General features: G+C 36.3%; 17 protein-coding genes, 1 pseudogene and 1 other annotated feature. Of the genes and pseudogenes, 4 read left to right on the forward strand and 14 right to left on the reverse strand.

Translation table 11 applies throughout. The features are described 5' to 3' along the window. Positions 1–102 precede the first annotated feature (102 nt). The 8 genes from AC4BBR_RS12190 to AC4BBR_RS12225 form a co-directional block, all read right to left on the reverse strand. Positions 103–1,488 (reverse strand): aldehyde dehydrogenase family protein, encoded by a 1,386-nt coding sequence (locus tag AC4BBR_RS12190; protein WP_490459797.1) that lies wholly within the window; start codon positions 1,486–1,488, stop codon positions 103–105. A gap of 642 nt (positions 1,489–2,130) precedes the next feature. Next, positions 2,131–3,429 (reverse strand): phosphopyruvate hydratase, encoded by a 1,299-nt coding sequence (gene eno, locus AC4BBR_RS12195; RefSeq protein ID WP_490459798.1) that lies wholly within the window; start codon positions 3,427–3,429, stop codon positions 2,131–2,133. A 158-nt stretch (positions 3,430–3,587) separates the two neighbouring features. Beyond that, positions 3,588–4,343, reverse strand: a complete 756-nt coding sequence (tpiA, locus tag AC4BBR_RS12200) for a triose-phosphate isomerase (RefSeq protein WP_490459799.1) — start codon at positions 4,341–4,343, stop codon at positions 3,588–3,590. 162 nt (positions 4,344–4,505) lie between these two features. After that, positions 4,506–5,696 (reverse strand): phosphoglycerate kinase, encoded by a 1,191-nt coding sequence (locus tag AC4BBR_RS12205; protein WP_490459800.1) that lies wholly within the window; start codon positions 5,694–5,696, stop codon positions 4,506–4,508. 137 nt (positions 5,697–5,833) lie between these two features. Next, complete coding sequence (gap, locus tag AC4BBR_RS12210; protein WP_069646063.1) at positions 5,834–6,835, reverse strand: type I glyceraldehyde-3-phosphate dehydrogenase; 1,002 nt, start codon at positions 6,833–6,835, stop codon at positions 5,834–5,836. Between the two features lie 39 nt (positions 6,836–6,874). Then, positions 6,875–7,912, reverse strand: a complete 1,038-nt coding sequence (locus AC4BBR_RS12215) for a sugar-binding transcriptional regulator (protein WP_490459801.1) — start codon at positions 7,910–7,912, stop codon at positions 6,875–6,877. Positions 7,913–8,198: 286 nt separating this feature from the next. Further along, entirely contained in the window at positions 8,199–9,074 is an 876-nt protein-coding gene (locus tag AC4BBR_RS12220) for a YitT family protein (RefSeq protein WP_490459802.1), read from the reverse strand. Between the two features lie 219 nt (positions 9,075–9,293). After that, positions 9,294–10,079: an ankyrin repeat domain-containing protein gene (locus AC4BBR_RS12225; RefSeq protein ID WP_490459803.1), complete on the reverse strand. Its 786-nt coding sequence runs from the start codon at positions 10,077–10,079 to the stop codon at positions 9,294–9,296. A 378-nt stretch (positions 10,080–10,457) separates the two neighbouring features. Between AC4BBR_RS12225 and AC4BBR_RS12230 the strand changes: the two are divergent. Next, positions 10,458–10,921, forward strand: a pseudogene (locus tag AC4BBR_RS12230) (transposase); the annotation flags it as partial. Between the two features lie 292 nt (positions 10,922–11,213). Here the strand turns inward: AC4BBR_RS12230 and aspS are convergent. From aspS to AC4BBR_RS12255, 5 genes are all read right to left on the reverse strand, one after another. After that, entirely contained in the window at positions 11,214–12,983 is a 1,770-nt protein-coding gene (gene aspS / locus AC4BBR_RS12235; RefSeq protein ID WP_490459804.1) for an aspartate--tRNA ligase, read from the reverse strand. A gap of 33 nt (positions 12,984–13,016) precedes the next feature. Further along, positions 13,017–14,315 (reverse strand): histidine--tRNA ligase, encoded by a 1,299-nt coding sequence (gene hisS, locus AC4BBR_RS12240; protein ID WP_490459805.1) that lies wholly within the window; start codon positions 14,313–14,315, stop codon positions 13,017–13,019. A 259-nt stretch (positions 14,316–14,574) separates the two neighbouring features. Continuing rightward, positions 14,575–14,781 (reverse strand) — a binding site (T-box leader). Positions 14,782–14,847: 66 nt separating this feature from the next. Continuing rightward, positions 14,848–16,152, reverse strand: a complete 1,305-nt coding sequence (locus tag AC4BBR_RS12245; RefSeq protein ID WP_490459806.1) for a PTS sugar transporter subunit IIC — start codon at positions 16,150–16,152, stop codon at positions 14,848–14,850. 3 nt (positions 16,153–16,155) lie between these two features. Next, the gene (locus AC4BBR_RS12250) at positions 16,156–18,552 is read right to left on the reverse strand and encodes a glycoside hydrolase family 9 protein (RefSeq protein WP_490459807.1); all 2,397 of its coding nucleotides are present in this window, start codon (positions 18,550–18,552) and stop codon (positions 16,156–16,158) included. A gap of 23 nt (positions 18,553–18,575) precedes the next feature. Beyond that, complete coding sequence (locus tag AC4BBR_RS12255; RefSeq protein WP_490459808.1) at positions 18,576–19,511, reverse strand: ROK family protein; 936 nt, start codon at positions 19,509–19,511, stop codon at positions 18,576–18,578. Between the two features lie 183 nt (positions 19,512–19,694). On the opposite strand from AC4BBR_RS12255, the gene AC4BBR_RS12260 reads away from it, so the two are divergent. From AC4BBR_RS12260 to AC4BBR_RS12270, 3 genes are read left to right on the forward strand one after another with little or no spacing between them, the layout of a single operon-like run. After that, on the forward strand, positions 19,695–20,753 hold the full coding sequence (locus tag AC4BBR_RS12260; RefSeq protein ID WP_490459809.1) for a LacI family DNA-binding transcriptional regulator: 1,059 nt from the start codon (positions 19,695–19,697) through the stop codon (positions 20,751–20,753). Between the two features lie 2 nt (positions 20,754–20,755). Further along, positions 20,756–21,583, forward strand: a complete 828-nt coding sequence (locus AC4BBR_RS12265; protein ID WP_490459810.1) for an HAD family hydrolase — start codon at positions 20,756–20,758, stop codon at positions 21,581–21,583. Then, a complete protein-coding gene (locus AC4BBR_RS12270; protein WP_490459811.1) occupies positions 21,577–22,680 on the forward strand; it encodes an SIS domain-containing protein in 1,104 nt (367 codons plus the stop codon). Before AC4BBR_RS12265 ends, AC4BBR_RS12270 begins: the two co-directional genes overlap by 7 nt. A gap of 370 nt (positions 22,681–23,050) precedes the next feature. On the opposite strand, the gene AC4BBR_RS12275 is transcribed toward AC4BBR_RS12270, so the two are convergent. Further along, positions 23,051–24,811 (reverse strand): choline/carnitine O-acyltransferase, encoded by a 1,761-nt coding sequence (locus AC4BBR_RS12275; RefSeq protein WP_490459812.1) that lies wholly within the window; start codon positions 24,809–24,811, stop codon positions 23,051–23,053. Position 24,812: the final 1 nt, after the last annotated feature.

A 24,812-nucleotide genomic window follows, 5' to 3' on the forward strand; every position in this document is an offset into this window, starting at 1 on the left:
ATCATTGACACTTTATCAAAGAAACATAATGAAAAAAACAATAGATTTAAGTCAGTATCATGTGAATTTTTAAACTTATCTTCAATCACCTAGTAGGTTGTTCTATAACAAACGCTTTAACCAATCGAATTTTTTATGATCATACGGAGGATAAATTAATTTTCCCATAGAATCTTTTCTTCCATATACGATTGCCTTTTTATGAGAAAACGTCTCAATGCTGTATTTCCCATGATAATTGCCCATACCTGAAGCGCCCACTCCACCGAATGGTAAATCATCATTAGCTACATGAAGGATTGTTTGATTGATGCCGCCACCACCAAAAGAAATTTCATGTAAAACTTTTTTTTGAACCTCACGATCATCGGAAAATAGATATAAAGCTAATGGTTTTTCACCGTCTTTAACAAATGCGATTGCTTCTTCTAAATGTTGATAGGTGCAGATTGGTAAAAGTGGTCCAAATAATTCTTCTTGCATCAAACGGTTCTCTCGATTCAATTTAATATCAAATAACGTAGGTGCGACAAATCTTGTTTTTTGATCATACTCACCGCCATAAATCAAATACTGTTTATTTTCATCGATTAATTGAACAAATTTGTCAATTGCTGGTCCTTGAACAATCCGACCATAGTCAGGATTAGCTTCAATATTTACACCATAAAATTCGATAATTTTTTCTTTTAAAGCTGTAATCAATTCACTTCTGACATTTTCATCTACCAACACGTAATCCGTCGCAATACACGTTTGCCCTGTATTAAGTAACTTACTCCAAACAATTCGTTCAGCAGCCAACTCTACATCAGCCTGTTTTGTCACAATTGCTGGACTTTTACCACCAAGCTCTAAAACTACTGGTGTCAGGTGTTTAGAAGCTGCTTCCATAACAATTTTCCCAACCTTGGTGCTTCCTGTAAAGAAAATGAAATCCATACGCTCTTTCAAAACAGAAGCATTATCAATCGAATTAGGCGAGAGAACTTTGACATATTCTTCATCAAATGTTTCACCAATAATGGTACCGATTACAGCAGCTACATTCGGAGTTTTTGATGATGGTTTTACTATTGCACAATTGCCAGATGCCAGTGCCCCAATCAAGGGAACTAAAGTTAACTGTAATGGATAATTAAAAGGCCCGATAATATAAACTGTTCCATAAGGTTCTAAACTGACTGTATTTTTATTTAGTAATGATGAAATCGCTCTGGGTTTACTTACAGTCTTCGTCCATTTATCAAGATTTTTAAGTATATCTTTGATTGCTGAGATCACTAATCCCAGTTCCGTTGCATAAACTTCTACTTTAGTTTTTTTTAGATCTTTTTCAAATGCCCAATAGAAATCTTCTTCGTGTTTTTCTATGTTTATTAATAATTGTTTCAATTGTTCTTTTCTGAAAGGGATTGATTTCGTTTGGTTTGTGTTGAAAAAATTGTGTTGCTTTTTTAAAATTGTTTGGAGATCTGTTTGATTCATGTCGCATCCTCCTTGTTTTCTTTTTAGTATAGCACCGATTTTTTCTTTTGAATAATGGAAACATAGTTCATTATTAATCAACTGCCCTTTCTAAAATCCATGGTCGTGCTACTACTTCTAAACCTTCCTTGGTTGTAGAAGAATGAATGAATATTTTGATGTTTTGTAAATGGAAAATCTGTATCTGGTGGTCTTGGTCTCATTTGAACGTAGCTTAACTTTTTTCCTAGTTTCAAGTTTTAACGGAATTGTTTCAACTTCATAACAAGGATAAACGATAATTTCTTCTTCCTTCACTTTAAAAATGGAATGAAGCATTTTATCATTCTTTTGATATGGAAATGCTCTGTTATCTTCTACATACTCAAACGCTAGTTTCGTTGAATTAAAATACAACAGGTCATCATCATATGTCATCGTTTCCATAATTATAGTTTTCTGTAATCTACGAAACAACTAAAGCATGTACTATCTTTTTAGCATTATCTTTTAGAATCAATTAAGTATAACTAAAGAATTAGTTTGTTAAATATGTAAAAAACCTCCTCTTATTTTTTCAAGAGGAGGTTTTACGTATGAGTATAAGGAGAAAAAATCAGACGATCAATTAATTGTCCCTTTTTGCTTTATAATCAACGAAAATTATTTGCTTTTTAAGTTGTAGAAAGATTTCAAGCCTTTGTATTCAGCAACTTCGCCTAATTGGTCTTCAATACGTAATAATTGGTTGTATTTGGCAATACGGTCTGTACGTGAAAGAGAACCAGTTTTGATTTGACCAGCGTTTGTTGCTACAGCGATATCAGAGATTGTTGAATCTTCTGTTTCACCTGAACGGTGAGATACAACGGCAGTATAACCCGCTTCTTTCGCCATTTCGATTGCTTCAAATGTTTCAGTTAAAGTACCGATTTGGTTCACTTTGATAAGGATTGAGTTCGCGATGCCTTTTTCAATCCCTTCAGCTAATTTAGTTGTGTTTGTAACAAATAAATCGTCACCAACTAATTGAACTTTGTCTCCTAAAGAAACAGTCATTTTTTTGAATCCGTCCCAGTCGTTTTCGTCTAGTCCATCTTCGATTGAAATGATTGGGTATTTTGCACATAATGCTTCGTAGAATGCGATCATCTCTTCAGTAGTTTTTTCGCCTTCGCCTGAATCAGCTAAAACGTAAACACCTTTTTCTTTATCGTAGAATTCAGAAGCTGCAGCATCCATAGCTAAAACGATATCTTTACCAGGTACATATCCAGCTTTTTCAATCGCTTCGATGATTACTTCAAAACCTTCTTCGTTAGAACCAAGGTTAGGAGCGAAACCACCTTCGTCACCTACAGAAGTAGCTAAACCGCGCGCTTTTAAGATTCCAGCTAATGCGTGGAATACTTCAGCACCATAACGTAAAGCTTCTTTGAATGTAGGAGCGCCTACAGGCATGATCATGAATTCTTGGAAGTCGATACTGTTATCAGCATGTGATCCACCATTGATGATGTTCATCATTGGAGTTGGCAATACTTTAGTATTGAATCCGCCTAAGTAGTGGTATAAAGGTACTTCTAGGTAATCAGCAGCAGCACGAGCTACAGCGATTGAAACACCAAGAATAGCGTTTGCGCCTAATTTACCTTTGTTAGGAGTTCCATCTAAATCGATCATTGCTTTGTCGATAGCCATTTGGTCACGTACATCGTAGCCAATGATTGCTTCAGCGATGATGTTATTCACGTTGTCAACTGCTTTAACAACCCCTTTACCTAAGTAACGAGATTTGTCGCCATCACGTAATTCAACCGCTTCGTATTCACCAGTTGAAGCTCCAGATGGAACCATTCCACGACCAAAAGCACCGCTTTCAGTGTATACTTCTACTTCGATTGTTGGGTTACCGCGTGAGTCTAAGACTTCGCGTGCGTAAACATCAGTAATAATTGACATGTTTTGTCTCTCCTTTGAGTTTGTTTTATACTAAGGGGATTCGATTCCCTTAATTATGATTGTAGTGAATAAACGCGCGCTATGCAAACATTTTTTGCATAATTCATCGATTATTCAATGAAACTTCGATTAATTGCGTATATTGTTATAAGACGTGATTATTTAACGGCATCTAACAATGCTAAGAATGAATCTGCTTCTAAGCTTGCTCCACCGACTAAAGCACCATCAACGTTTTCTTTTGCCATATATTCAGCAATATTTTCAGGCTTTACAGAACCGCCGTATTGGATACGTACAGCATCTGATACTTCTTTACCGTATAATTTTTCAACTGTTGCACGAACAACGCCACAGATTTCATCCGCGATGTTTGCATCAGCAGATTTACCAGTTCCGATTGCCCAGATTGGCTCATAAGCAATAACCATTGAAGATACTTGCTCATTGGATAAACCAACTAAACCATTTGTGATTTGGCCTTCGATCCATTCAGCAGTTTTGCCTGCTTCATATGTTTCTAAGGATTCACCACAACAGAAGATTGGTGTCATGTTGTTTGCGAAGATTGCTTTCGCTTTTTTGTTGATGTCTTCGTCTGTTTCGTGGAAATACTCACGACGTTCAGAGTGACCAATGATTACATAGTCAACACCTAGATCAGCAAGTGCTGCTGGAGACGTTTCACCAGTGAATGCACCTGAGTTTTCCCAGTAACAGTTTTGTGCAGAGATTTTTAATTCAGTCCCTTTAGCCGCTTCTACTAATTCTTGTAAGAATAAAGCTGGAGAACCGATAACAGAATCTACTGAACTATTTGCAGGAATTTTTGTTTTTACTGCTTCCGCAAAAGCTTTCGCTTCTGAAGCAGTTTTGTTCATTTTCCAGTTACCAGCGATAATTGGTTTACGCATGGAAAAGCACATCCTTTTCTTATTATGGTATGGTATGGCTTGATTAAATGGTGTTCAAAGGGCAAATTTTCGGTAATTTCCTTCACCTGAGGAACTTCAACATTTGAAGCTCCTCAGGCTCAGTCCAATTACTCAAGTCTAAACGCCTTTTTTACAACCTCTTTATTTATCGTTAATTGCTGCTAATCCTGGTAATTCTTTACCTTCTAACAATTCTAAGCTCGCGCCTCCACCAGTTGAGATGTGAGTGAATTTATCAGCAAAGCCTAATTGGATTGCAGCTGCAGCAGAGTCTCCTCCACCGATGATTGTTGTTGCACCTTCTAGGTTTGCGATTGATTCACAAACACCGATTGTACCATTAGCGAAGTTACTCATTTCAAATACGCCCATTGGTCCGTTCCAAACTACTGTTTTAGCACCTTCTAATGCTTGTGCAAATAAAGCAATTGTTTCAGGTCCAATGTCCAGACCCATTTGTCCATCCGGAACATCACCAGTATGTTCTTCTGTTGGTACATCATTTGAGAATTCTGCTGCTGTAATTGAATCGATTGGCAAGATTAATTTGTCGCCTGCTTTTTCGATTAATTCTTTTGCTAATTCAACTTTATCTTCTTCTACTAAAGAGTTACCAATGTTCATTCCTTTAGCTTTGTAGAATGTATATGTCATTCCGCCGCCGATAAGGATTTTATCTGCTTTAGAGATCAAGTTTTCGATCACACCGATTTTATCAGAAACTTTTGCGCCACCTAGGATAGCAACAAATGGACGTTTTGGTGCTGTTACTGCTTCACCAACGAATTTGATTTCTTTTTCCATTAAGAATCCAGCAACGGTCGGAATACCAGTTGACGCAATTCCTACGTTAGAAGCGTGAGCACGGTGAGCCGTACCAAATGCGTCATTAACAAATACATCGCCTAAAGAAGCCCAGTATTTACCTAATTCAGCATCATTTCCGCTTTCTTTTTTACCGTCGATATCTTCAAAACGAGTGTTTTCAAAGACTAAAACGTCGCCGTCTTTCATGTTATTAACAGCTGTTTCTAATTCAATACCCCGTGTTTCTGGAACGAATGTTACTGGTTTACCCAATAATTCGCCTAAGCGTTCTGCTACTGGTTTTAGTGATTTTCCGGATTTGTCTTCTTCTGTTTTAACACGACCTAGGTGAGAGAATAAAATTGCTTTTCCGCCATTGTCGATCACGTACTTGATTGTTGGAAGTGCTGCTACGATACGATTATCGTTCGTAATCACGCCATCTTTCAAAGGCACATTAAAGTCAACACGTACAAGAACTTTTTTGTCTTTTAAGTCTACATCTTTGATAGTCTTTTTAGCCATTAAAAGTTACTCCTATCTATTTTTTAATTTTGAAAAGAATGATTTTTCTTAAACTTATAAAAAAAGCAGGGAAGCGCGTTGCTTCCCCGCTTATTATTTCACAGTTGTTCAAATTTCACTAATGATAAGAGTTACTCTTATAAGTTAGCGAAGTACTCTAAAGTACGAACTAATTGTGCAGTATAAGACATTTCGTTGTCATACCAAGCAACAGTTTTCACCAATTGTTGATCGCCAACAGTCATTACTTTTGTTTGAGTAGCATCGAATAATGAACCGAAAGTCATCCCTACGATATCAGAAGAAACGATTTCGTCTGTGTTGTATCCGTATGATTCGTTAGCAGCTTTAGCCATCACTTCGTTTACTTCTTCAACAGTTACTTTTTTGTCAAGAACTGTTACTAATTCAGTTAATGACCCAGTTGCTACAGGAACACGTTGAGCGGCTCCGTCTAATTTACCGTTTAATTCAGGAATAACTAGACCGATTGCTTTAGCAGCACCAGTTGTGTTAGGTACGATGTTTTCTGCTGCAGCACGTGCACGACGGAAGTCTCCACCAGGATGTGGTCCATCAAGAGTCATTTGGTCACCTGTGTAAGCGTGGATTGTCGTCATAAGACCTTCAACCACACCAAAATTATCTTGTAAAGCTTTAGCCATAGGAGCTAAACAGTTAGTCGTACATGAAGCACCTGAGATAACTGTTTCTTTACCTGTTAAGATATCGTGGTTAGTGTTATAAACGATTGTTGGTACGTCATTTCCGCCTGGAGCAGAGATAACAACGCGTTTAGCACCAGCTTTTAAGTGTAATTCAGCTTTTTCTTTTGAAGTGAAGAATCCAGTACATTCAAGAACGATATCTACGCCTAAGTCGCCCCAAGGTAATTCTTCCGGGTTGCGGTTAGCAAGAACTTTAACTTCTTTACCATTTACGTTGAAAGATCCATCATGAACTTCAACAGTTCCGTTGAAACGTCCTTGAGTCGTGTCATATTTTAACAAGTGAGCCAACATTTTAGCATCTGTTAAATCATTGATTGCTACTACTTCGATTCCTGCTACATCTTGGATACGACGGAATGCTAAGCGTCCGATACGTCCAAATCCATTAATACCTACTTTAACTGTCATTAAAGATTTCCTCCTTATGAAAATCAAAAATTTTTTATTTTAAAGGGTTACCCCTTTTAAAATCTCATTTGCAGCAGCTTCATCCGTGATGAGCCACGTTTGTTTTGGTGCATTTTTCATGTAAGCGCGAATTGCTTTGGCTTTTGTCTTACCGCCAGCAATTGCTACGACATTCGGAATTTTTTGTACATCTTTTAACTGAAGTCCAATGCGAGGGATTTTATGAACAATTTTCCCCTCTTCATCAAAGAAATATCCAAAAGATTCTGCAACAGCGTTGTTTTGCTTTAACATGACCATTTCATCATCAGACATTTTACGACGTGCTGCCATATGCAAAGCGCGTCCAATACTGTGAACCACACAAGTACTTTGTTCGATTAGTGTCAGTACTTCTTGAATCGAAGGTTCTTGCAGCAGTGAGTTATACGTTTCTAAGCTTAATTGCTCTGGCACATATAATGCTCTGTGGTGACCGCCAGTTTTACTTGCCATTACAGCACTTACTGAATTGGCTTGAGCCGTCATTGCTTCACCGATTCCGCCTCTAGCTGGAACAAACAAATTATGTCGTTTTTCCGTTTCTAGTGTCCCCATATGTTCTGCGGTCAACGCCATTGTCGTGCCGCCCATAACTGCAACAATATTATCACCCTCAGGTAAGAGTAAATCCAGTGAATCGGTCAAAATATCGCCGAACTCATAAAGTACTTTCTCCTGATTATCACTATTGCCAGCTACAACGATACAACGCTTAATCCCAAAATATTGACTGATTTCTTTTTCGACTTGATGCATACCGAGTAATTGATTCATTACTGACTCTAACCCTTGATAAACGTCTAAGCCTTTTTCAGTTAATGTCATTCCGCTTTTAGAAGTCTCTATCAATTGTAAGTTTTTCAGAAAATCCGTCTCAGTTCTCAAGACACGTTCTGTAATTCCCATACTATCCGATAAACTTCTACGTCCAATAGGCTGCATCCAGTAAATATTACGAAGAATATGAAACCGTTCCTGCATTACATCGAGCAAATCTGGAGCAACTGCTTCAATCATTTTTAATTCATCTAGCATGATGCGCTCCTTCGTTGGTCTAAAAACGTCCAAGTGAGACTTAAAACGACCTATGAACTTTAAAAAAATAGGATTGACGTTCTTCTTTTGCATTGTTAAATTCTATTAACAGTCTTAAAAGCGCCCCTCAATCTTATAAATTTAGTTTAACAGTTTTCAGTTCTTTTTTCAAGAAAAAGAGATTACTTTTTTACAATTCATGCAAGACATTGACTTTTTCTTCTATTAGTAAAAAACCTAATTTTTTGATAAAAAGAAATTAGGCTTTCATTATTATATTTATTTTCTATAAATCTTCTTCATAAAAACGTCCGAGAATTTTTACATTATCTGAAATACTTACAAAAGCTGATGGATCAGATTCTTTCATTGCGGCTTCTAATGAAGGTAGTTCGAATCGAGTGACAACTGTCAACAATAAGGTTTGTTTATCATGTCGGTAAGCTCCTTCTGCTTCATGAATAATCGTAATTCCTCGTCTCATCTTCTGTTGAATCCCATCAATAACTGCATCAGGATTTTTCGTAATAATCATTACTTGCATTTTTTTTTGCTTTGTATAAACAGCATCTGTCACTTTCCCACTGACAAAAATTGACAATGCGCTATAAAACATATATTGCCAACCGAACAAATATCCAGCAACAAAAATAATCAATCCATTAAAATACATCGAAATCGAACCAACAGATCGTCCTGTTTTTTTACGAATCGTAATGCTGAAAATATCTAAACCGCCAGAAGACAAACCATTTTTCAAAGCAAATCCAATGCCTGAACCCATCACAGCTCCACCAAAAATCGCACAAATGATTGGATCATCAGAAAGACTCGTTTGTGGGACAATTTGCATAAATATCGAAGTTAGTGTCACTGTCAAAAAAGTAAAGATGGTGAACTTCTTTCCAATTTTACGCCAAGCCACAAAAAATAAAGGGATATTCAATACATAAAGCGTGATTGAAACTGGGATATTAAAACCAACAATTTTTGTCGACAGAGTCGTTAAAATTTGTGCCAACCCAGTAATCCCACTAGAGTAGATGTTTCCCGGTTGATAAAAAAGGTTCATTGCAACAGATGCTAAGATCGCATAAACAATAGATACTGAAAGTTTTGTCGTGTAATCATGAACAGGTAAACTTTCAAAGAATTTTTTCATGTAAAAGAAGCCTCACTTTACTTGATTCGTTTGCATCTTATTATACGTGCTTTGAGATAAGAAAAAAAGCTCAAACTTCAAATTGGCACAAAAGGTTCTAAATTTCTTCATTTTCATTTCATAACGGGGACTATATCAGGAAAACAATGAGAACACTTGCAAACTGATCTTTTTTACACAATAATGCTGACCTTAAAACGACTGATTGCTCTACCTTTACTAATCGGAAGTAAGCATATTTAACATTTCAGGATAACCTAAGCTTCTAGCATAATCTTCAGCGGTTCGACCAGTAGTATCTTTTAATGTCTTATCTGCCCCAGCATCTAATAAGGCGTTAAGTATTTGCTGATAAACCAACGAACCATCTCTTAATGCAACTGTCTCAATCAACGCAGTGTAACCATAATTATTTTGATGATTGATGTTAGCTCGCCCGTCTCTCAATAGTAATTTAACGTTCTCAAGATGTCCTTTCTCAGCAGCTGGGATCAAGGCATTACCACCAAACCGGTTAAATTTCTGCTGATCTGGTTCTTGTTTTTCGAGCATATAGCCAAGAATTTCTATTTTCCCTTGCGCTCCAGCGTAAAGATAAGGACTGTCAGAAATTTGATCTTGTTGATTGATATCTGCACCTGTATCGATTAATAGTTTTGCTATTTCAATAAAGTTTTGGTGAGTAGCAATCAAAAGGGCAGTTTCACCTTGCTGATTCACTTCATCAATTGGATAATTTTTATCCTGAAGTATTTCTTGAACTTTCGCCGCGTTATTCTCATTTACAGCTTGAAGCAACGTACCTTTTGGAAATGATTGACTTTTAGACTTGGATGTTTGCTCCTGTGTTTCTTCTGTTTGATTCGTCGTATTTTTTTCAGTAGTCATAATCGTAGGCTCCTTCACAATTTGTTTTAACTCAGGTTGTCTCATTTGGCAGACCGAAAAAATAAGGAAAAGCGAAAGTAGAAAAAAAATTTTTAAAAGAAATGCCTTTTTCGTCATTTTCATCCTCCTTTAGCTGCGTTCTATGTTCAGTATAAAGTATAAATATAAACAAATTATAAACTCCATTAGTAATATAGAAAATTGTTTCTTATTGTGACCACACGCCACTAAATACTCTATCGATACCACAAACAAATATTTAGTTACTGATAATTAACCTAGTTATATTCACTCGTTATAGTGGTGAGCTAAATAAAATCGAAACACTCAAAATAAACATACTAAGATTAGAGAGTAAGCTCATCGACGGATAAGTTTACCCTCTATTTTCCTATTTTTAGGGTTATAGTAAGGGGTGAAAGGAAGATCGACCACACGCTCATGGACGTCGAGTCCCTACAAAAAAAACGGTCTCCTTCACTGTCATTTTAAAATAAGGAAACCTTGTCTAAGCAGCTTATTGAACAAACCAAACCATTATCGGAGTTTGATCTTTACCAAAGTGTTCCAGGCATTGGGGAAGTGTCTGCCGCTTTACTCATTGGTGAAATTGGAGATATTCGCCGATTTGAAAATCATAAGAAAGTGAATGCTTTTGTGGGAATTGATACCCGTAGGTATCAATCAGGGAATACCTTGCCCAAGACCATATCAATAAACGTGGAAACCCCAAAGCTCGGAAAATCCTTTATTTCACCGTGAAAAATATGATTCGCCAACAAGCTGCCGCTTCAAATCATATTGTAGATTACTATTACAAATTAAAAACGCAACCTCTACCCAAGAAGGATAAGGTTGCGACCGTAGCCTGTATGAACAAACTACTAAAGTGCCTCTATTCTATGGTTGAGAACGAGACAAAGTACGACTATGCGTACACGGTCTCTAAGGGCCAATAAGGCAATGGCTTATGAGTTGATTATAATACCCTGATTGAAAAAAATATAGACTCATCAGGGTTATTTAGTGTGTCTTTATTCTAAAATACTTCCTTCGTTTACAAACATTTAAATAATCTTTCATTATTTCTTTATTTTCTACTTGACTAATCGTAGGAAGAAGAGCGTGGGACAAAACGAAAGATCAGTTTTGTTTCACGCTCTAAATCCGAATAAACGGCGAGAAAAAAGCAGCTCCCTCTTATTTCTCGGAGCTAAACGCTTTTATCTCGGCCTCTTTTCTAATCACTTATTATTCATCAATCGCTGTTACATCAATGTTCAATTCAAATAATTGTAATGGTGAAACCACACTTGGTGCACTCGTCATTGGATCCGCTGCTTTCCCGTTTTTAGGGAAGGCAATTACTTCACGAATATTATTTTCTCCCGCCAATAACATTACTAAACGATCTAACCCTAAAGCGATGCCGCCGTGTGGAGGGAATCCATAGTCTAACGCGTCTAATAAGAAACCAAATTGTTCTTGCGCTGATTCTTTGGTGAAACCTAATGTTTCAAACATTTTTTCTTGTAACTCACGTTTATGGATACGTAATGAACCCCCACCTAATTCATAACCATTTAAGACGATATCATACGCTTCAGCGTAAACTTTCGCTGGATTTGTTGAAAGTAATTCAATATCAGATTCTTTTGGTTGTGTGAATGGATGGTGGGCAGAAACGTAACGACCCGCTTCTTCATCATATTCAAACAACGGCCAGTCAATAACCCACAAGAAGTTAAATTTAGACTCATCGATCAACCCTAATTCTTTTCCTAAACGAGAACGAACTGCGCCTAATGCAGCTGCAACTATTTCTGGTTTGTCCGCACCAAACATCAAAATATCACCGACCTCAGCATTTGTTGCTTTAATCAACTCTTCAGAAACGTCCGTTAAGAATTTTGCGATTGGTCCTTTTAGCCCGTCTTCTTCCACTTTTAACCAAGCAAGTCCTTTGGCGCCAAATTGGCTTACGTAAGTACCTAAGTTATCCATATCTTTTCTTGAATATTTATCTGCTGCCCCTTTAGCATTTAGTGCTTTAACATGTCCGCCATTTTCAAGCGCCATTTGGAAAACTTTGAAATCAACATCTTTTACCACATCAGCGATATCAATCAATTCCATATCGAAACGAGTATCTGGTTTGTCACTTCCGTAACGTGCCATTGCTTCATCGTAGCTAATACGTGGGAATGGTAATGTAACTTCGATCCCTTTTGTTTCACGCATCACTTTCGCTAGCATCTCTTCAGTCATTGTTTGAATTTCTTCCGGTGATAAGAAAGTTGTTTCAATATCGACTTGAGTAAACTCAGGCTGACGATCCCCACGTAAATCTTCGTCACGGAAACAACGAACGATTTGATAGTAACGATCAAATCCAGCATTCATCAATAACTGTTTAAAAATTTGCGGTGATTGCGGTAATGCATAGAAATGTCCTGCATGTACACGTGAAGGAACTAAATAATCACGCGCGCCTTCCGGTGTTGATTTCCCAAAATAAGGTGTTTCGATATCGATAAAATCAGTATCATCTAAATAATGACGAATTGATTTTGTTACTTCGTGACGTAATTTTAAGTTAGCTGTCATTTGTGGACGACGTAAGTCTAAATAACGGTATTTCATACGGATTTCATCTCCGACATTGTTTTCATCTTCAATCAAAAATGGTGGTGTTTTTGCTGTATTTAAAATCGTGATATCTGTTGCCATCACTTCAAATTCACCGGTTTTCATTTTAGGATTGATTGCTTCCTTGTCACGGTACGTTAATTCTCCTGTGATTTCAATTACGTATTCGCTACGGCATTTATCCGCAATTTCCCATGCATCTTTTGAATGAGCCGGATTGAAAACAACTTGCGCGATTCCTTCGCGGTCACGTAAATCAATGAAGATAACTCCGCCTAAATCACGGCGCTTTTGTACCCAACCTTTTAATGTAATTACCTGTCCTACTAAATCTGCTGAAACTTTCCCGCAGTATACTGTTCTTTTTGTCATTGTTCTTTGCTCCTCTTCATTTTTTACTAGTTATTAATCAAACATCACTGTCATCATTTCATCATAGACTTCATCAAATCTTTCATAAATATCGGTTAGTGGAAATACTTTTTCATTACGGTTGGCCATTGATTTTACATTTACAACGCCTTCTGTTAATTCAGTTTCACCTAAAGTCAGCGCAAGCTTAGCATTTAATTTAGCAGCTGTTTTAAATTGTGCTTTTGCTTTACGATCCATAAAATCACGATCTGCAGAAAAACCAAAGTTACGAATGGCTTGCACTAGTTTTAGCGTTTCGATATTTGTTTGTTCACCGATTCCGACAACATAAGCATCGATTTCATTGATTACTGGAACGGCTATTCCTTCTGCTTTCATCGTGATCAAAACACGTTCAATCCCTATCGCAAAACCAAACCCTGGTGTCGCTGGACCTCCTAATTCTTCAACTAATCCATCATAACGTCCGCCAGCACAAATCGTTGATTGCGCACCCATACCTGGTGCTTCACTCATCACTTCAAAAATTGTATTTGTATAATAGTCTAATCCGCGAACCATATTACTGTCTACTTCAAACGGAATATTCAATTCATTCAACATTGTTTTAACTGTTTCAAAGTGTTCTTTTGACGACTCGCTTAGATAATTCAAAATCGATGGTGCTTCCGCGACGATTGCTTGGTCTTTTTTATCTTTACTATCTAATACACGTAAAGGATTTTCATGTAAACGACGTTTTGAATCTTCGCTTAATTCATCCATTTTTGGTTCTAAATAATCGATCAATGCTTGACGATAAGCGGCTCTGGTTGCTTTATCGCCTAAAGAGTTGATGACTAGTCGAATTTGAGTGATTCCTAATTGTTTGAAAAAGTCTAAGGCCATCGCCATACTTTCAACATCCACGGCAGGATTCACGCTACCAAATGCTTCTGCTCCAATTTGGTGGAATTGTCTTAAACGACCTGCTTGAGGACGTTCATAACGGAACATCGGTCCCATATAATAGGTTTTATACGGTTTCGCAAATTCAGGTCCAAACAGTTTATTTTCAACAAAAGAACGAACGATTGGCGCTGTTCCTTCTGGACGCAAGGTAACATGACGATTTCCTTTGTCATAAAAGTCATACATTTCTTTTGAAACAATATCTGTTGTATCTCCTACACTGCGGGAAATTACTTCATAATGTTCAAAAATCGGCGTGCGGATTTCTTCATATTGATAATCGCGAAAAATCAAACGAGCTGTTTCTTCAATAAATTGCCACTTTTCAGAAGTTCCTGGTAACAAGTCATTCGTTCCTTTTGGTCTTTGATAACTCATTGTTTTCATCTCCTATTTATTGTTAGGTATTTGTAAGGGATCATTGGTAAAGATTGATTGAGATTAGAACAGCTCCGTAGCTGTTTGTGAGATTAAGTCGTACTTTTTATTTATTGACCATTGCTTTTTGTTCGGACTATGCCGTTTGGTGATTCCTAGTACTGTAACTTCTCTCCCTTTGGTCGCCAAGTATTGTTCATCATCTACCCTGGCGTAGCCAGTCGCAGTGATTCACAACAAAAAATCGCCCTTGTGTAATTACAAGGGCGAGTGAATAGACACGCGCGGTACCACCTAAGTCTGAAAGATTGCTCTTTCCTCTAACGATTAACGCTCGCAACGGAACGGCTTTTCTCCGTTCATCTCCAGAATGTCTTTCGATTTCTCTAATGAAGTTGCTTTCAGCCTTGGCAACTTTCTCTTATACGATCAGTTTGAAATCTACTCGTTCTTTCATTGACTTTCAATATTACATATAAATTACTAAAGATTTCCAGTAAAGTCAAGGAAAATTTCTGTAGATCTTGCTAAGTTACTCTTTTACTTTATTTGAAAAAAGAACGAAAGGCATATAAATCAATGTTCCTACAAAAATAATTACAACCTGTAAAATTGCAGCTCGAAAATCTCCTGCTGTAGCTAAATAGCCAGATAGAATAGGAGGTGTTACCCAAGGAACTAAAATATAGGTGGGAGTAACTATGTGCAAACTTGTTGCCATGTATGCTAATAGTGTTGAAACTAATGGAACTATACAAAATGGAATTGCATAAACCGGATTAAAGACAATCGGTAAACCAAACATCATCGGCTCGCTGATATTAAATAAACTAGAAACCCCACCAAGTTTTGCAATCATTCGTTGATCCTCACGTTTTGACCAGATCAAAACAGCAATAACTAAGCAAATCATTGTACCTCCACCTCCCATATAAACATAAGCATCTAGAAATGGTTGTGTTACAATGTTTGGTGCACTTGATCCAGCCTGAATCGCTTCAATATTTTGTTGCAATGATGTCAATAAAATGGGACTTGAAATTGCTCCAAATACGAAAGCTCCGTGAATCCCAAAAATGAAAACAAATGTCGATAGAAAAACATATGCTAAAATACCCGGTAATGTTTGGAATCCTCCTACTAAAGGTGCTTGTAGAATCGTCACAACCACTTCAGGAATTGTATGTCCACTAAATGTTCTTACGACTACTTCAAAAATCGCAAAAAGTGTTATTGTAAAGAAGGCTGGTATCAAACTATTAAATGATTTTGCAATAGCTGGAGGGACACTATCCGGCATTTTTATTTTTAATTTACTATTAGATGTAAGTTTTACTATTAAAGGCACACTGATAATCGCAGCAAGGATGCCTAACAGCATCGCAGAAGCACTCGTATACGTTTGAGTCAGTGTACCTGATGTTTGGACTTCAGTACCGTCAAAACCCGTAATGTTGATAATATTAGGCACCAATACTACATAGCAAGCTAGTGCAATAATTGCTTCTAACGCACCGTCACTGCCGTATGATTTAGCCAAACGAAATCCAATCAAAAACGTAACCATCAACCCTAAAATTCCCAATGTACCATTATAAGCTTGTACACCGATTTCGGAGATTATTTCATGACCAGGCAAGTTACGTAACAATCCAGTTTTTTCAGCCAATAACACATTGTTCACTAATAAAAAGAAGGCAGCTACAATTGTAATTGGAATAGTGCTGGCAAAAGCATCGCGAATTGCTGAGATAAAACGATTTGTTGCGACTCTATTTGCATAAATTGCGACTTTTTCACCTAAAGCTTCTTTGTTAAAACTCGATCCTTTATTCATTGGTTACTCTCCCTTAGCTGAATCATATTTAATTAATTCTGTAATCAAAGATAGCCATTTCCCAGCAATGCCGACCCAAACCTCTTTATACGTAGCATTATTGAATTGCGGCCAATAGGGCTCATCTTCATCCCCAAACGTTTGTATTCCCACTGGCATTTCTCCCACCATATCACCAGATGAAACTGAATATTGTTGTGGATAATCATATCCTTCTCCATAAATCATCGATTGACTAAACGGATTTTTACCAACAATCCATTGTAATTGTCCATGTGCCTTTTCTAAAAGCTTCTGGTTATTAGTTAAACGGCCAATGATTGCTGCACTCATTCCCATTGATAAAATAATCCCATTGTTGCCTCTAAATGAAAACCAAACTGGAAAGCGTTTGATATATAACCCACTTCCAATCCTCACGCCACCTAACAGCTGTTCTCTATAAGATGATTCTGCTTCTAAATCTACTAACAGATGCTGCCGCTTAAAACTGTCACTGTCTTTCCATTCATCTTCTTTATAAATACCACTAGCAAACATCGGATAAGGTGCTGTGAACTCATTTAAGAATGTTAAATAATCACCGTAACTTTCTGCTTGTTTCAACCACTCATTGGCTTTTTCATGAGTTGAAAAATTAAATAGAATTTCTTCAAATGCTTGCGCAAATAAATGTTCTCTTGCTTGATGATTGAAATGTTGAAATACAGTGTGCCTCTCATCTCGATAAAACATGCCTTTTAAAATTTTACCGCTATCTAATGTGATTCCTTTTCTTTCCTGACAATCTAATAGTTGCTCAAACCAAGTAATTGCTTGGTTTTTATACTGTTCTTCTTTTGTTAATCTAAATAATAGTGACGCTGTCCAAGAAATCGTCGCTAAAAACGTACTTTTTGATGTACTGTAAGTGTGCTCCCAAAAAACTGGTTCATGCTTAAATGCTGTTTGTTGAAAGCCATCATAAGCAAAGCGATAATCTTCTTTAATTACTTGAATCAATTTCTCTACCAAAGGATGATCACTTTCTAATCCAAGAACAATTTTAGCTAAAATTCCAGTGATTAGGAAATTATCATAAGGACTGTTATGAATTCTTGGTTTAGCATCATCCATATTCCCAATTCGATTATCTGTCCAACGTGTAACCCCAGCGCTTGTTAGACGATCACCAGCATCTAAACGTGTTTTAAGAATGAAGTCAATTCCCCATTCTCCCTCTTCTAATAAACGAAGATGCAACATGGGGTTACTCTCTTTGACCTCAGTAGCCATTTCAAAAATGCTAGCCGTTACTTCTGCTGTTTGAACTAGTTGTTGAGATAGATCTCCAGCATCATGCCAGCCTCCGTTAAACGAAACCGTAGTACCGTTATATTCCGTCACAATGTCTTCATGACAAGTACCATGAATCCCATGAATTGGATATCCGCACCGTTCACAATAAATAAAGTTTAACGCCTTCCAAATTGATTTATGCTTTAATTTATACGTAGTATCAATCTCAAAAACTTCAGTTTCTTTTTGATCTACTTTTAAATAATAACTTCCTGGTTCAGTAATTTCAGAAAAATCTAACAGGCCAAACTTACCGATACTTGTATTCATTCTTTCAATTTTTTTTGTTAAAACTATGCGACCTGTATGACTGTCTTTTACACAAAATTCTTTTTGACAACACAGTTTTTCATTTACAATTGCTGTTTTTTCAAAATCTGTATGATAACCAATGTGAGAATAGATAATCGTTTGGTCATTTGGTTGCCAGCCTTTAGAGGTTGTATTGTTTAGATTTTTTTCTAAAAGTAGGTCCTTAATGGTATAAGAGATCGTTCCGTCTAAATTCATATATGAACCATTTGCACCTGTAGCAATTTTGATTCCAGTAACCTTATCTCTTGGTAAGTTACTAATATCTAAGACACATGTTTGCCATTGATTATTTTCAAGATTGATGACATGAGTGCCTTCTCTGTTATATATGTCTGGTATTTTCAATTCTCCATCATTTTCGATAGTGATAACTACATTGGGATTAACAACATTTCTGCATTGGGAAAGAATCGATAATTTGACTTGCGTATAGTCAGTCCAATCTTGTCCATCAATCATTAAATGAGCAGTAATCTCTCCAAAGTTCACGTAATCTCCATCTTCTGGCGCACCTGTCGGCCAGGTTGAATAGCGCGTGTGACCTGAAATTTTTACCTTACCTGAAGCCACTTCAACAGATCCTCGCCCCTCATGTTTCCAAAGCTCTCTTTCATTTGCGAGCAAAGAGACTGATTTTTCTATTTTTTCTTTAGATAATTGTCTTTTTTCGTACGAATTCATTTTATCGATAATCAGTGGTCTGTGTAGAAATCCCGAGTCCAATAACTTTTTTTGAAACATATTCATAACCTTCTCTCCCATCTATTTAATTAAGAATTTGCCAACAATGCTGCTCCCTTTAAGGCAATCGTTTGAGGATCTAAACTTGTAATCATTACTCCATTCGTAACAAAACGCATTGTTTTAGGATTTAGTAACGTTACCATTTTTTCTAAAAACCAATGATTACTCATCACTCCTCCACCGAAAATAACTGATTCAGGATCACTAACACGTACCATATTCATCGTTAGAGCTGCTGATGCTTTTAATGCCATGTTGATCACACATTGTGCTAAAGCATCATTCTTTTCATAAGCCGTAATCAATTCCTCAAAACTGATTCGTTGATTTTCTTTTCCACCTACTATTGTTTCTGGATACAAATTTTTTAATCTCATTGCTTGACGATGCATTCCTAATCCTGAAGCAAATAATTCTACACAGCCAAATCTTCCACAAGAACATTGTTCTTCACTCATGATGTCTATAACCATATGACCGATTTCTCCTGCATTAAAATGACTCCCTCGAATCATACTTCCATTTGAAATAACGCGAGCAGCAATTCCTGTTCCGATATTTATATAGACAAAATTTTTGGTCTGTGTACCTATTCCTAGCTGATTTTCTGCGATTGCTGCACTTGACACATCATTTGTTACCTTACATGGAAGTCCAAATCTTTCTTCTATTTCAGCTGCTAATGAGATAGACTCTGAAAGTCCCGGATGAATTTCAATCCATTCTCCTGAATCCGTATTGACTCTACCGACGACACAAACACCAATACTTGTAATTGTTCTATCAGAACTATGTTCTTTTAAATAATCTGATAGAGCATATTTTATTTTTTCTGTTGCTGCCCGTTGACTCGTTATATCAGACGAATATTTTTTACTTGCAACTATTTCAGCATCTTTTGTTAATTCCCCAACTAAAATTTTTGTACCACCTAGATCTACAGCCAAAATCGTTTCTTTCATTTTTTTCACCTCACTATTTTGATAACGTTACCAAATGTACGCGCTTTATTCATTTGTTAATTTCATAATATATTAGGATTACATAATTGTCAACATTATTAAAACAACATTTGGTAACGTTGTCAAATAACTCTTGCGTTTTATTCATCTCTAGCTTAAACTACTATCAGGAGGTACATTTTAATGAAAAAAACAATTACAATCAAAGAAATTGCTAAAAAGAGTGGTGTCTCAGTTTCCACTGTTTCACGCGTTTTAAATGATCATCCTTCTGTTTCTCCACTTAAGCGAGCCAAAGTTCAGACCGTAATTAAAGAAGAAGGGTTTCAGCCAAGTATGCTCGCTCGAGGAATGGTCTCTAATAAAACTCACACGCTAGCCGTGATTGTTCCAGATATCAATAATCCTTACTTTACAGCATTGATTTCAGAAATTGAAATTGCCAGTCAACATTTAAACTACTCTTTACTTCTTTTCAATACGATGACAGCTGGACAAAATAAACAAAAAGATAGTAGTTTTACTGAACAAAATACCTTTAATACGATTTTGGAAAAGAAAGTTGATGGCGTCATAATATTGGGGGGAGAAATCGACAAAGATCATCCTAATGAAGACTATATATATGCACTAAATCAGCTAAACAAACAAATCCCGGTTCTGATCGTTGGTCAACGCCAAGAAAATTGTACTGCTCATTTTGTTGAACGTGATCTTGAAAAAGGTGTCTTTCTCGCAACACAACACCTACTTGCTTTAGGCAATCAAACGATTGGTTTTATAGGTGGTGAACCAGAAATTAAAGTAACCACACAAAGAGTCGCAGCTTTTAAAAAAGCTCTATCTCTTTATACAACTTTTGATGATTCATTGCTTTATCTAAGTGATTTTTATACTGAAGATGGTTATAACAGTATGAATCAACTGATTACTTCAGAAAAAGGATTGCCAGATGCAGTTTTAGCGATTAATGACCAAGTTGCCTTAGGTGCATTTCGTGCGTTGAAAGATCATCAACTATCTTGTCCCGAAGATATTGCTATTGCAAGTTGCGATGCCTTTCCAAATGGTGAATTTCAAACCCCAAGAATCACTACAATCAATCAACACAACTCTTATCTAGGACAAGTCGCTGTGGATCGCTTATTGAGATTGATTGATGAAGATAATGTAGACCATTATGAACTCCACTCACCAGATTTGATTATTCGTGAATCTTGTGGCTTAAAAAAGGAGCGTTAAAAATGAAACAACATTTAATTTTTATGGATATTGATGGTACCTTAGTTGATAATCAGCAGCAAATTTCAACAAAAACAAAAAAAATCATCACTAAGTTACAAGAACAAGGACATTTATTTTATGTTGCAACAGGTCGGAAGTTTTCTTCTGCTGCAACGATTGCTAAACAATTGAGTCCCCAAACACAAGTGATTGCTTCAAACGGCAGTATTTATTCAATCAAATCAAAATTAGTGAAACATCAATTATCGAAAGAAGCGTTGATTAAGATTTATAATGCCGTCACGAACGTTTCGATGCCGACTTTCTTTTTTGGGGAACATACCGTATTTTATACAGAGGAATTACCAAAATATTTTACTAAAAATGATCAAGCGCGTATTGCAAACGATCGAGAAAAAGATTTTGTCGCAATACGCTCATTAAATGATCTAATCGCTTATCACGAACAAATCATTAACGGTATTATTATTTCCGAAACAAATCTGGAAATCTTGGGCAAGTTAAAAACTGAACTCGAAGAAAGCCAGTTGCTGACTGTCTCTTCTTCCCATTTCAACAATATCGAATTAATTCCCAAAGGTGTCAACAAAGCAACAGCCATACGTGCTATTCAAGAAATATTGATGATTCCTACAGAACGAATTATTAGTTTCGGAGATGGGCAAAATGATTTGGAAATGTTGGAAGCATCTGGAATTAGCGTTGCTATGGGAAATGCCCAAGAGATAGTCAAATCAACTGCAACACATATCACTGAATCTAATCTTGATGAAGGCATCGCTAATTTTTTACAAACTTATTTTGATGAAGGAGTGCTACAATGTTAGATAAACCAACGATGTTATCGTATATTTTAGGAGAACAAGAAAAACTCACGGATATTTTGAATCAGTACCCTGCAAATATTGACCAAGCAATAGAAAAGCTTGATATCTCAGCGGAAAATTGGTTGATTTTGGGTACAGGGTCTAGCATTAACGCAGCGAAAAGTGCTAAATACTACATGGAAAAAGTAGCGAAAATCAAATTAGATATCCAAGAACCATATAATTTTTCTCATTATGAATTGATCGCTCCTACTCTACAAGTCGTTTTAGGTATTTCTCAAAGTGGTCAAAGTACTTCAACCATTGAAGCGATGAATAAAGTAACTGCACACCACCATGTTCATACAATGGCTGTGACAAGTATGCCGAATAGTGAAATCACTAAAGTAACTAGCTCAACATTAGATATTTTATCGGGACAAGAACGAGTAGGTTATGTCACACTTGGATTTTCAGCAACAGTTTTAAATCTAATGTTGTTAGGCTTACGTATAGCGGTAAAAAAACAGTTATTCTCTGAAAAAGAAGAACAACTAGAATTGGTTTCTTTCAAAAAAATGACCGCTTCTTTTAATACGACTATCGAAAAAACGATCGCATTTTTCACTAAACATCGCTCAGATTTTGAAAATGCTCCCCGTTTTACAGCAATTGCATATGGCCCAAGTGTTGGTACAGCAAAAGAGATGGAAACAAAATTTTCTGAAACGATTCGTGTTCCATCCCAAGGTGTGGAATTGGAAGCTTTCATGCATGGACCTTATTTGGAGATCAACCCTGAACATCGTCTTTTCTTTATCGATACGCCAGCAAAAGCAGAAATTATTGAAAAAGCAGATCTATTAAAAACATATGAACAAAAACACACCTCACATGTATTTACGATTTCATTACGCAAAGAAACCCCGGCAAACGATTATGAGTTAGCGCTAGGTATTTGTGACGATGAATATAAAGCACCTTATTTAGCAATCATCCCTTTCCAAGTGTTATGCTGGTATATCTCTAAAGAAAAAGGCATCGATATCACTCAACGAATATTTACAGATTTTTCGCAAGCCGTAAAAAGTAAAACTACTGTTCAAGATTATGTTTAATTTTTAAATAAAAAGAAGTATGACAAGATAACCGAGCTCTCTGTCATGCTTCTTTAACTTAAAATAAAAGACTTCACTAATTCACTTATATAGACTACACTGTAGAAAGAACGTCAGAAGGAATTATAATGACAGAAAAGAGACAAAAGTGATTAATCATACTAAAGCTCTGGACATAAATCTAATAAAAGAAGATTACAAAAAATCGATCGCTTATTTAGTTGATTGTCACTTACTGTATATAACAGATAAGAAAATAATTAATTTCGAGTTCAGGATGAGAGCGTTAAACATTGAGAAAACAGAAAAGAATTCACAAAAATTGTTCTCCGAATTTTTGCGAATTCTTTCTTATTTCCGATATTCTTTCTTATATATTTAGTAGCTTAGTTAAAGATGAAAGAGCCTCGTTCAGTGCCTCAGACATCTGTATCACTTGATGTTCATTCTCTTTTTTTGCTGAGATTGTTAAAATTATTTTTTCCTTTAAAATACCATAATAAATACCAAAACCGGATTTATTGGTTGGTCCAAAACTAAATGACTCTAATAAATCATAAGGGATTCCTGTTGTAGACAGAAAATCTTCACCTAATATATCTAACCCTTTCGCTGAAAAAAAGATTGTTTCTTCTTCTTGATTAAGAGCCATTTTTTTTAATCCAAACAAGTGACGTTCGGGGCCTTCACCATTTTGACATCGACTGATACGATTCGAGTGCGCTGTTGCGGCTTCTGTAAGTAACGCCACTAACGTTTCTTTAGAGTAGGCATCATTCTTTTCATAAAAAGCTTCTACAAATTCCTTTTTCTCTGAACTAATCGAACGAGCACACTCTGTTCGTCCTTCGTAATACATCCGCATAGCAACAGGCTCATAAACCGATCGTAACTTCCCAAAAACTGTTTGTTGTGCCATTGCCAAAGCAATATGAAAAAATGCATCTGGACTAACTTTTGCCTTTTTCATCCGCTCCTTGCCAATTTCAGGTATTACAAAATGTTTAATAGTATATGAATTATTTTCTTTTTCTACACATTTCTTTGCTCTTTCTAACAAAATTATCACTTTTTCTGTTAGATCCCATTTAATTTTTTTTACTAAAGAGGTTGAACTTTTCCCAAAATCAGTTAAATTACTATCTGCAACTACTTCAAACACTTTCATCAACATATTCAATGTTGGAACACCATCAATTGCGGAGTGTTCCATATTAAACCCAATATATCCATTTTTTGTGACTATGGCCTGTGTTGTTTTTGCTAAAAATTGATGACTGGTATTTAACAATACATCGTTAATCCGCTCATCTTCAGTAGCATCCTCACCTTGTGAGAAGCTCAAAACAAATAAGGCATTTTCAATTTGGTTTAGATTTTGAAGATTTGTTTCATTTAGTTTCAATTGCTCGTAAATCAAAGCAGACTGCTCTCGTTCAACACTAGTAAAATAAGTAATCAAGTGTTCTTCTTTTTTTATTGGATATTTTAATGCCAAAATAGACCTAATGTTTCCTAGTAATTCTTCAATAGCATACATTTCTCCCTGGCTATCTGTCACATCTAAACGAAAGTACGCACCTTTCGCAAAAATCACAACATAACACGCTTGCGTCTTTACTTCTCCTCTATGAAATGAATCCTTATCTTTCCTAGGAATTCTGCAACTTTTGAAAAAATTCAAGTAAAAAGACATATCCACAGACTGATTGTTTTTAGTATGTTCAATTGGATATGCTCCACTAGCCAATTGAATGTACGTTCTGGTCAAACCATATATCAACTGAGCAGCTCTGGCTTCTTTTGTGTCGAATTGATTATAGTATTTAGGATCGATCATCAATGCAAAGTTCGACTCACTTTGTAAATACCCGCGACTTTCTAAATAGTTTTCTTCCCATAGTGGAGCCAACCAACTTCCTGTCATTTGTTCTGCCAGCTGAAGTAACTCTTGTTGCAACACAGCTCCATCAGATATATTAAACATTGCTGCTCTTTTTTTGAAATCAATTAATTCTTCTTTGGTAATTAAAGGTTCCATCCACTCGCATAATGCAGCTAAAGTCTCCTTTAATTTAGGTACAGGAAGTTTTTTTAGTTTTGGTAATAATTGTTCATTATATTTTTCCATT

It is taken from the genome of Enterococcus sp. AMC1251 (assembly GCF_058216535.1).

Excerpts from the sequence above, each read along its gene's own strand:
- AC4BBR_RS12190 (WP_490459797.1), bottom strand. The coding sequence starts at position 1,488 with ATGAATCAAACAGATCTCCAAACAATTTTAAAAAAGCAACACAATTTT.
- eno (WP_490459798.1), bottom strand. The coding sequence starts at position 3,429 with ATGTCAATTATTACTGATGTTTACGCACGCGAAGTCTTAGACTCACGC.
- tpiA (WP_490459799.1), bottom strand. The coding sequence starts at position 4,343 with ATGCGTAAACCAATTATCGCTGGTAACTGGAAAATGAACAAAACTGCT.
- AC4BBR_RS12205 (WP_490459800.1), bottom strand. The coding sequence starts at position 5,696 with ATGGCTAAAAAGACTATCAAAGATGTAGACTTAAAAGACAAAAAAGTT.
- gap (WP_069646063.1), bottom strand. The coding sequence starts at position 6,835 with ATGACAGTTAAAGTAGGTATTAATGGATTTGGACGTATCGGACGCTTA.
- AC4BBR_RS12215 (WP_490459801.1), bottom strand. The coding sequence starts at position 7,912 with ATGCTAGATGAATTAAAAATGATTGAAGCAGTTGCTCCAGATTTGCTC.
- AC4BBR_RS12220 (WP_490459802.1), bottom strand. The coding sequence starts at position 9,074 with ATGAAAAAATTCTTTGAAAGTTTACCTGTTCATGATTACACGACAAAA.
- AC4BBR_RS12225 (WP_490459803.1), bottom strand. The coding sequence starts at position 10,079 with ATGACGAAAAAGGCATTTCTTTTAAAAATTTTTTTTCTACTTTCGCTT.
- aspS (WP_490459804.1), bottom strand. The coding sequence starts at position 12,983 with ATGACAAAAAGAACAGTATACTGCGGGAAAGTTTCAGCAGATTTAGTA.
- hisS (WP_490459805.1), bottom strand. The coding sequence starts at position 14,315 with ATGAGTTATCAAAGACCAAAAGGAACGAATGACTTGTTACCAGGAACT.
- AC4BBR_RS12245 (WP_490459806.1), bottom strand. The coding sequence starts at position 16,152 with ATGAATAAAGGATCGAGTTTTAACAAAGAAGCTTTAGGTGAAAAAGTC.
- AC4BBR_RS12250 (WP_490459807.1), bottom strand. The coding sequence starts at position 18,552 with ATGAATATGTTTCAAAAAAAGTTATTGGACTCGGGATTTCTACACAGA.
- AC4BBR_RS12255 (WP_490459808.1), bottom strand. The coding sequence starts at position 19,511 with ATGAAAGAAACGATTTTGGCTGTAGATCTAGGTGGTACAAAAATTTTA.
- AC4BBR_RS12260 (WP_490459809.1), top strand. The coding sequence starts at position 19,695 with ATGAAAAAAACAATTACAATCAAAGAAATTGCTAAAAAGAGTGGTGTC.
- AC4BBR_RS12265 (WP_490459810.1), top strand. The coding sequence starts at position 20,756 with ATGAAACAACATTTAATTTTTATGGATATTGATGGTACCTTAGTTGAT.
- AC4BBR_RS12270 (WP_490459811.1), top strand. The coding sequence starts at position 21,577 with ATGTTAGATAAACCAACGATGTTATCGTATATTTTAGGAGAACAAGAA.
- AC4BBR_RS12275 (WP_490459812.1), bottom strand. The coding sequence starts at position 24,811 with ATGGAAAAATATAATGAACAATTATTACCAAAACTAAAAAAACTTCCT.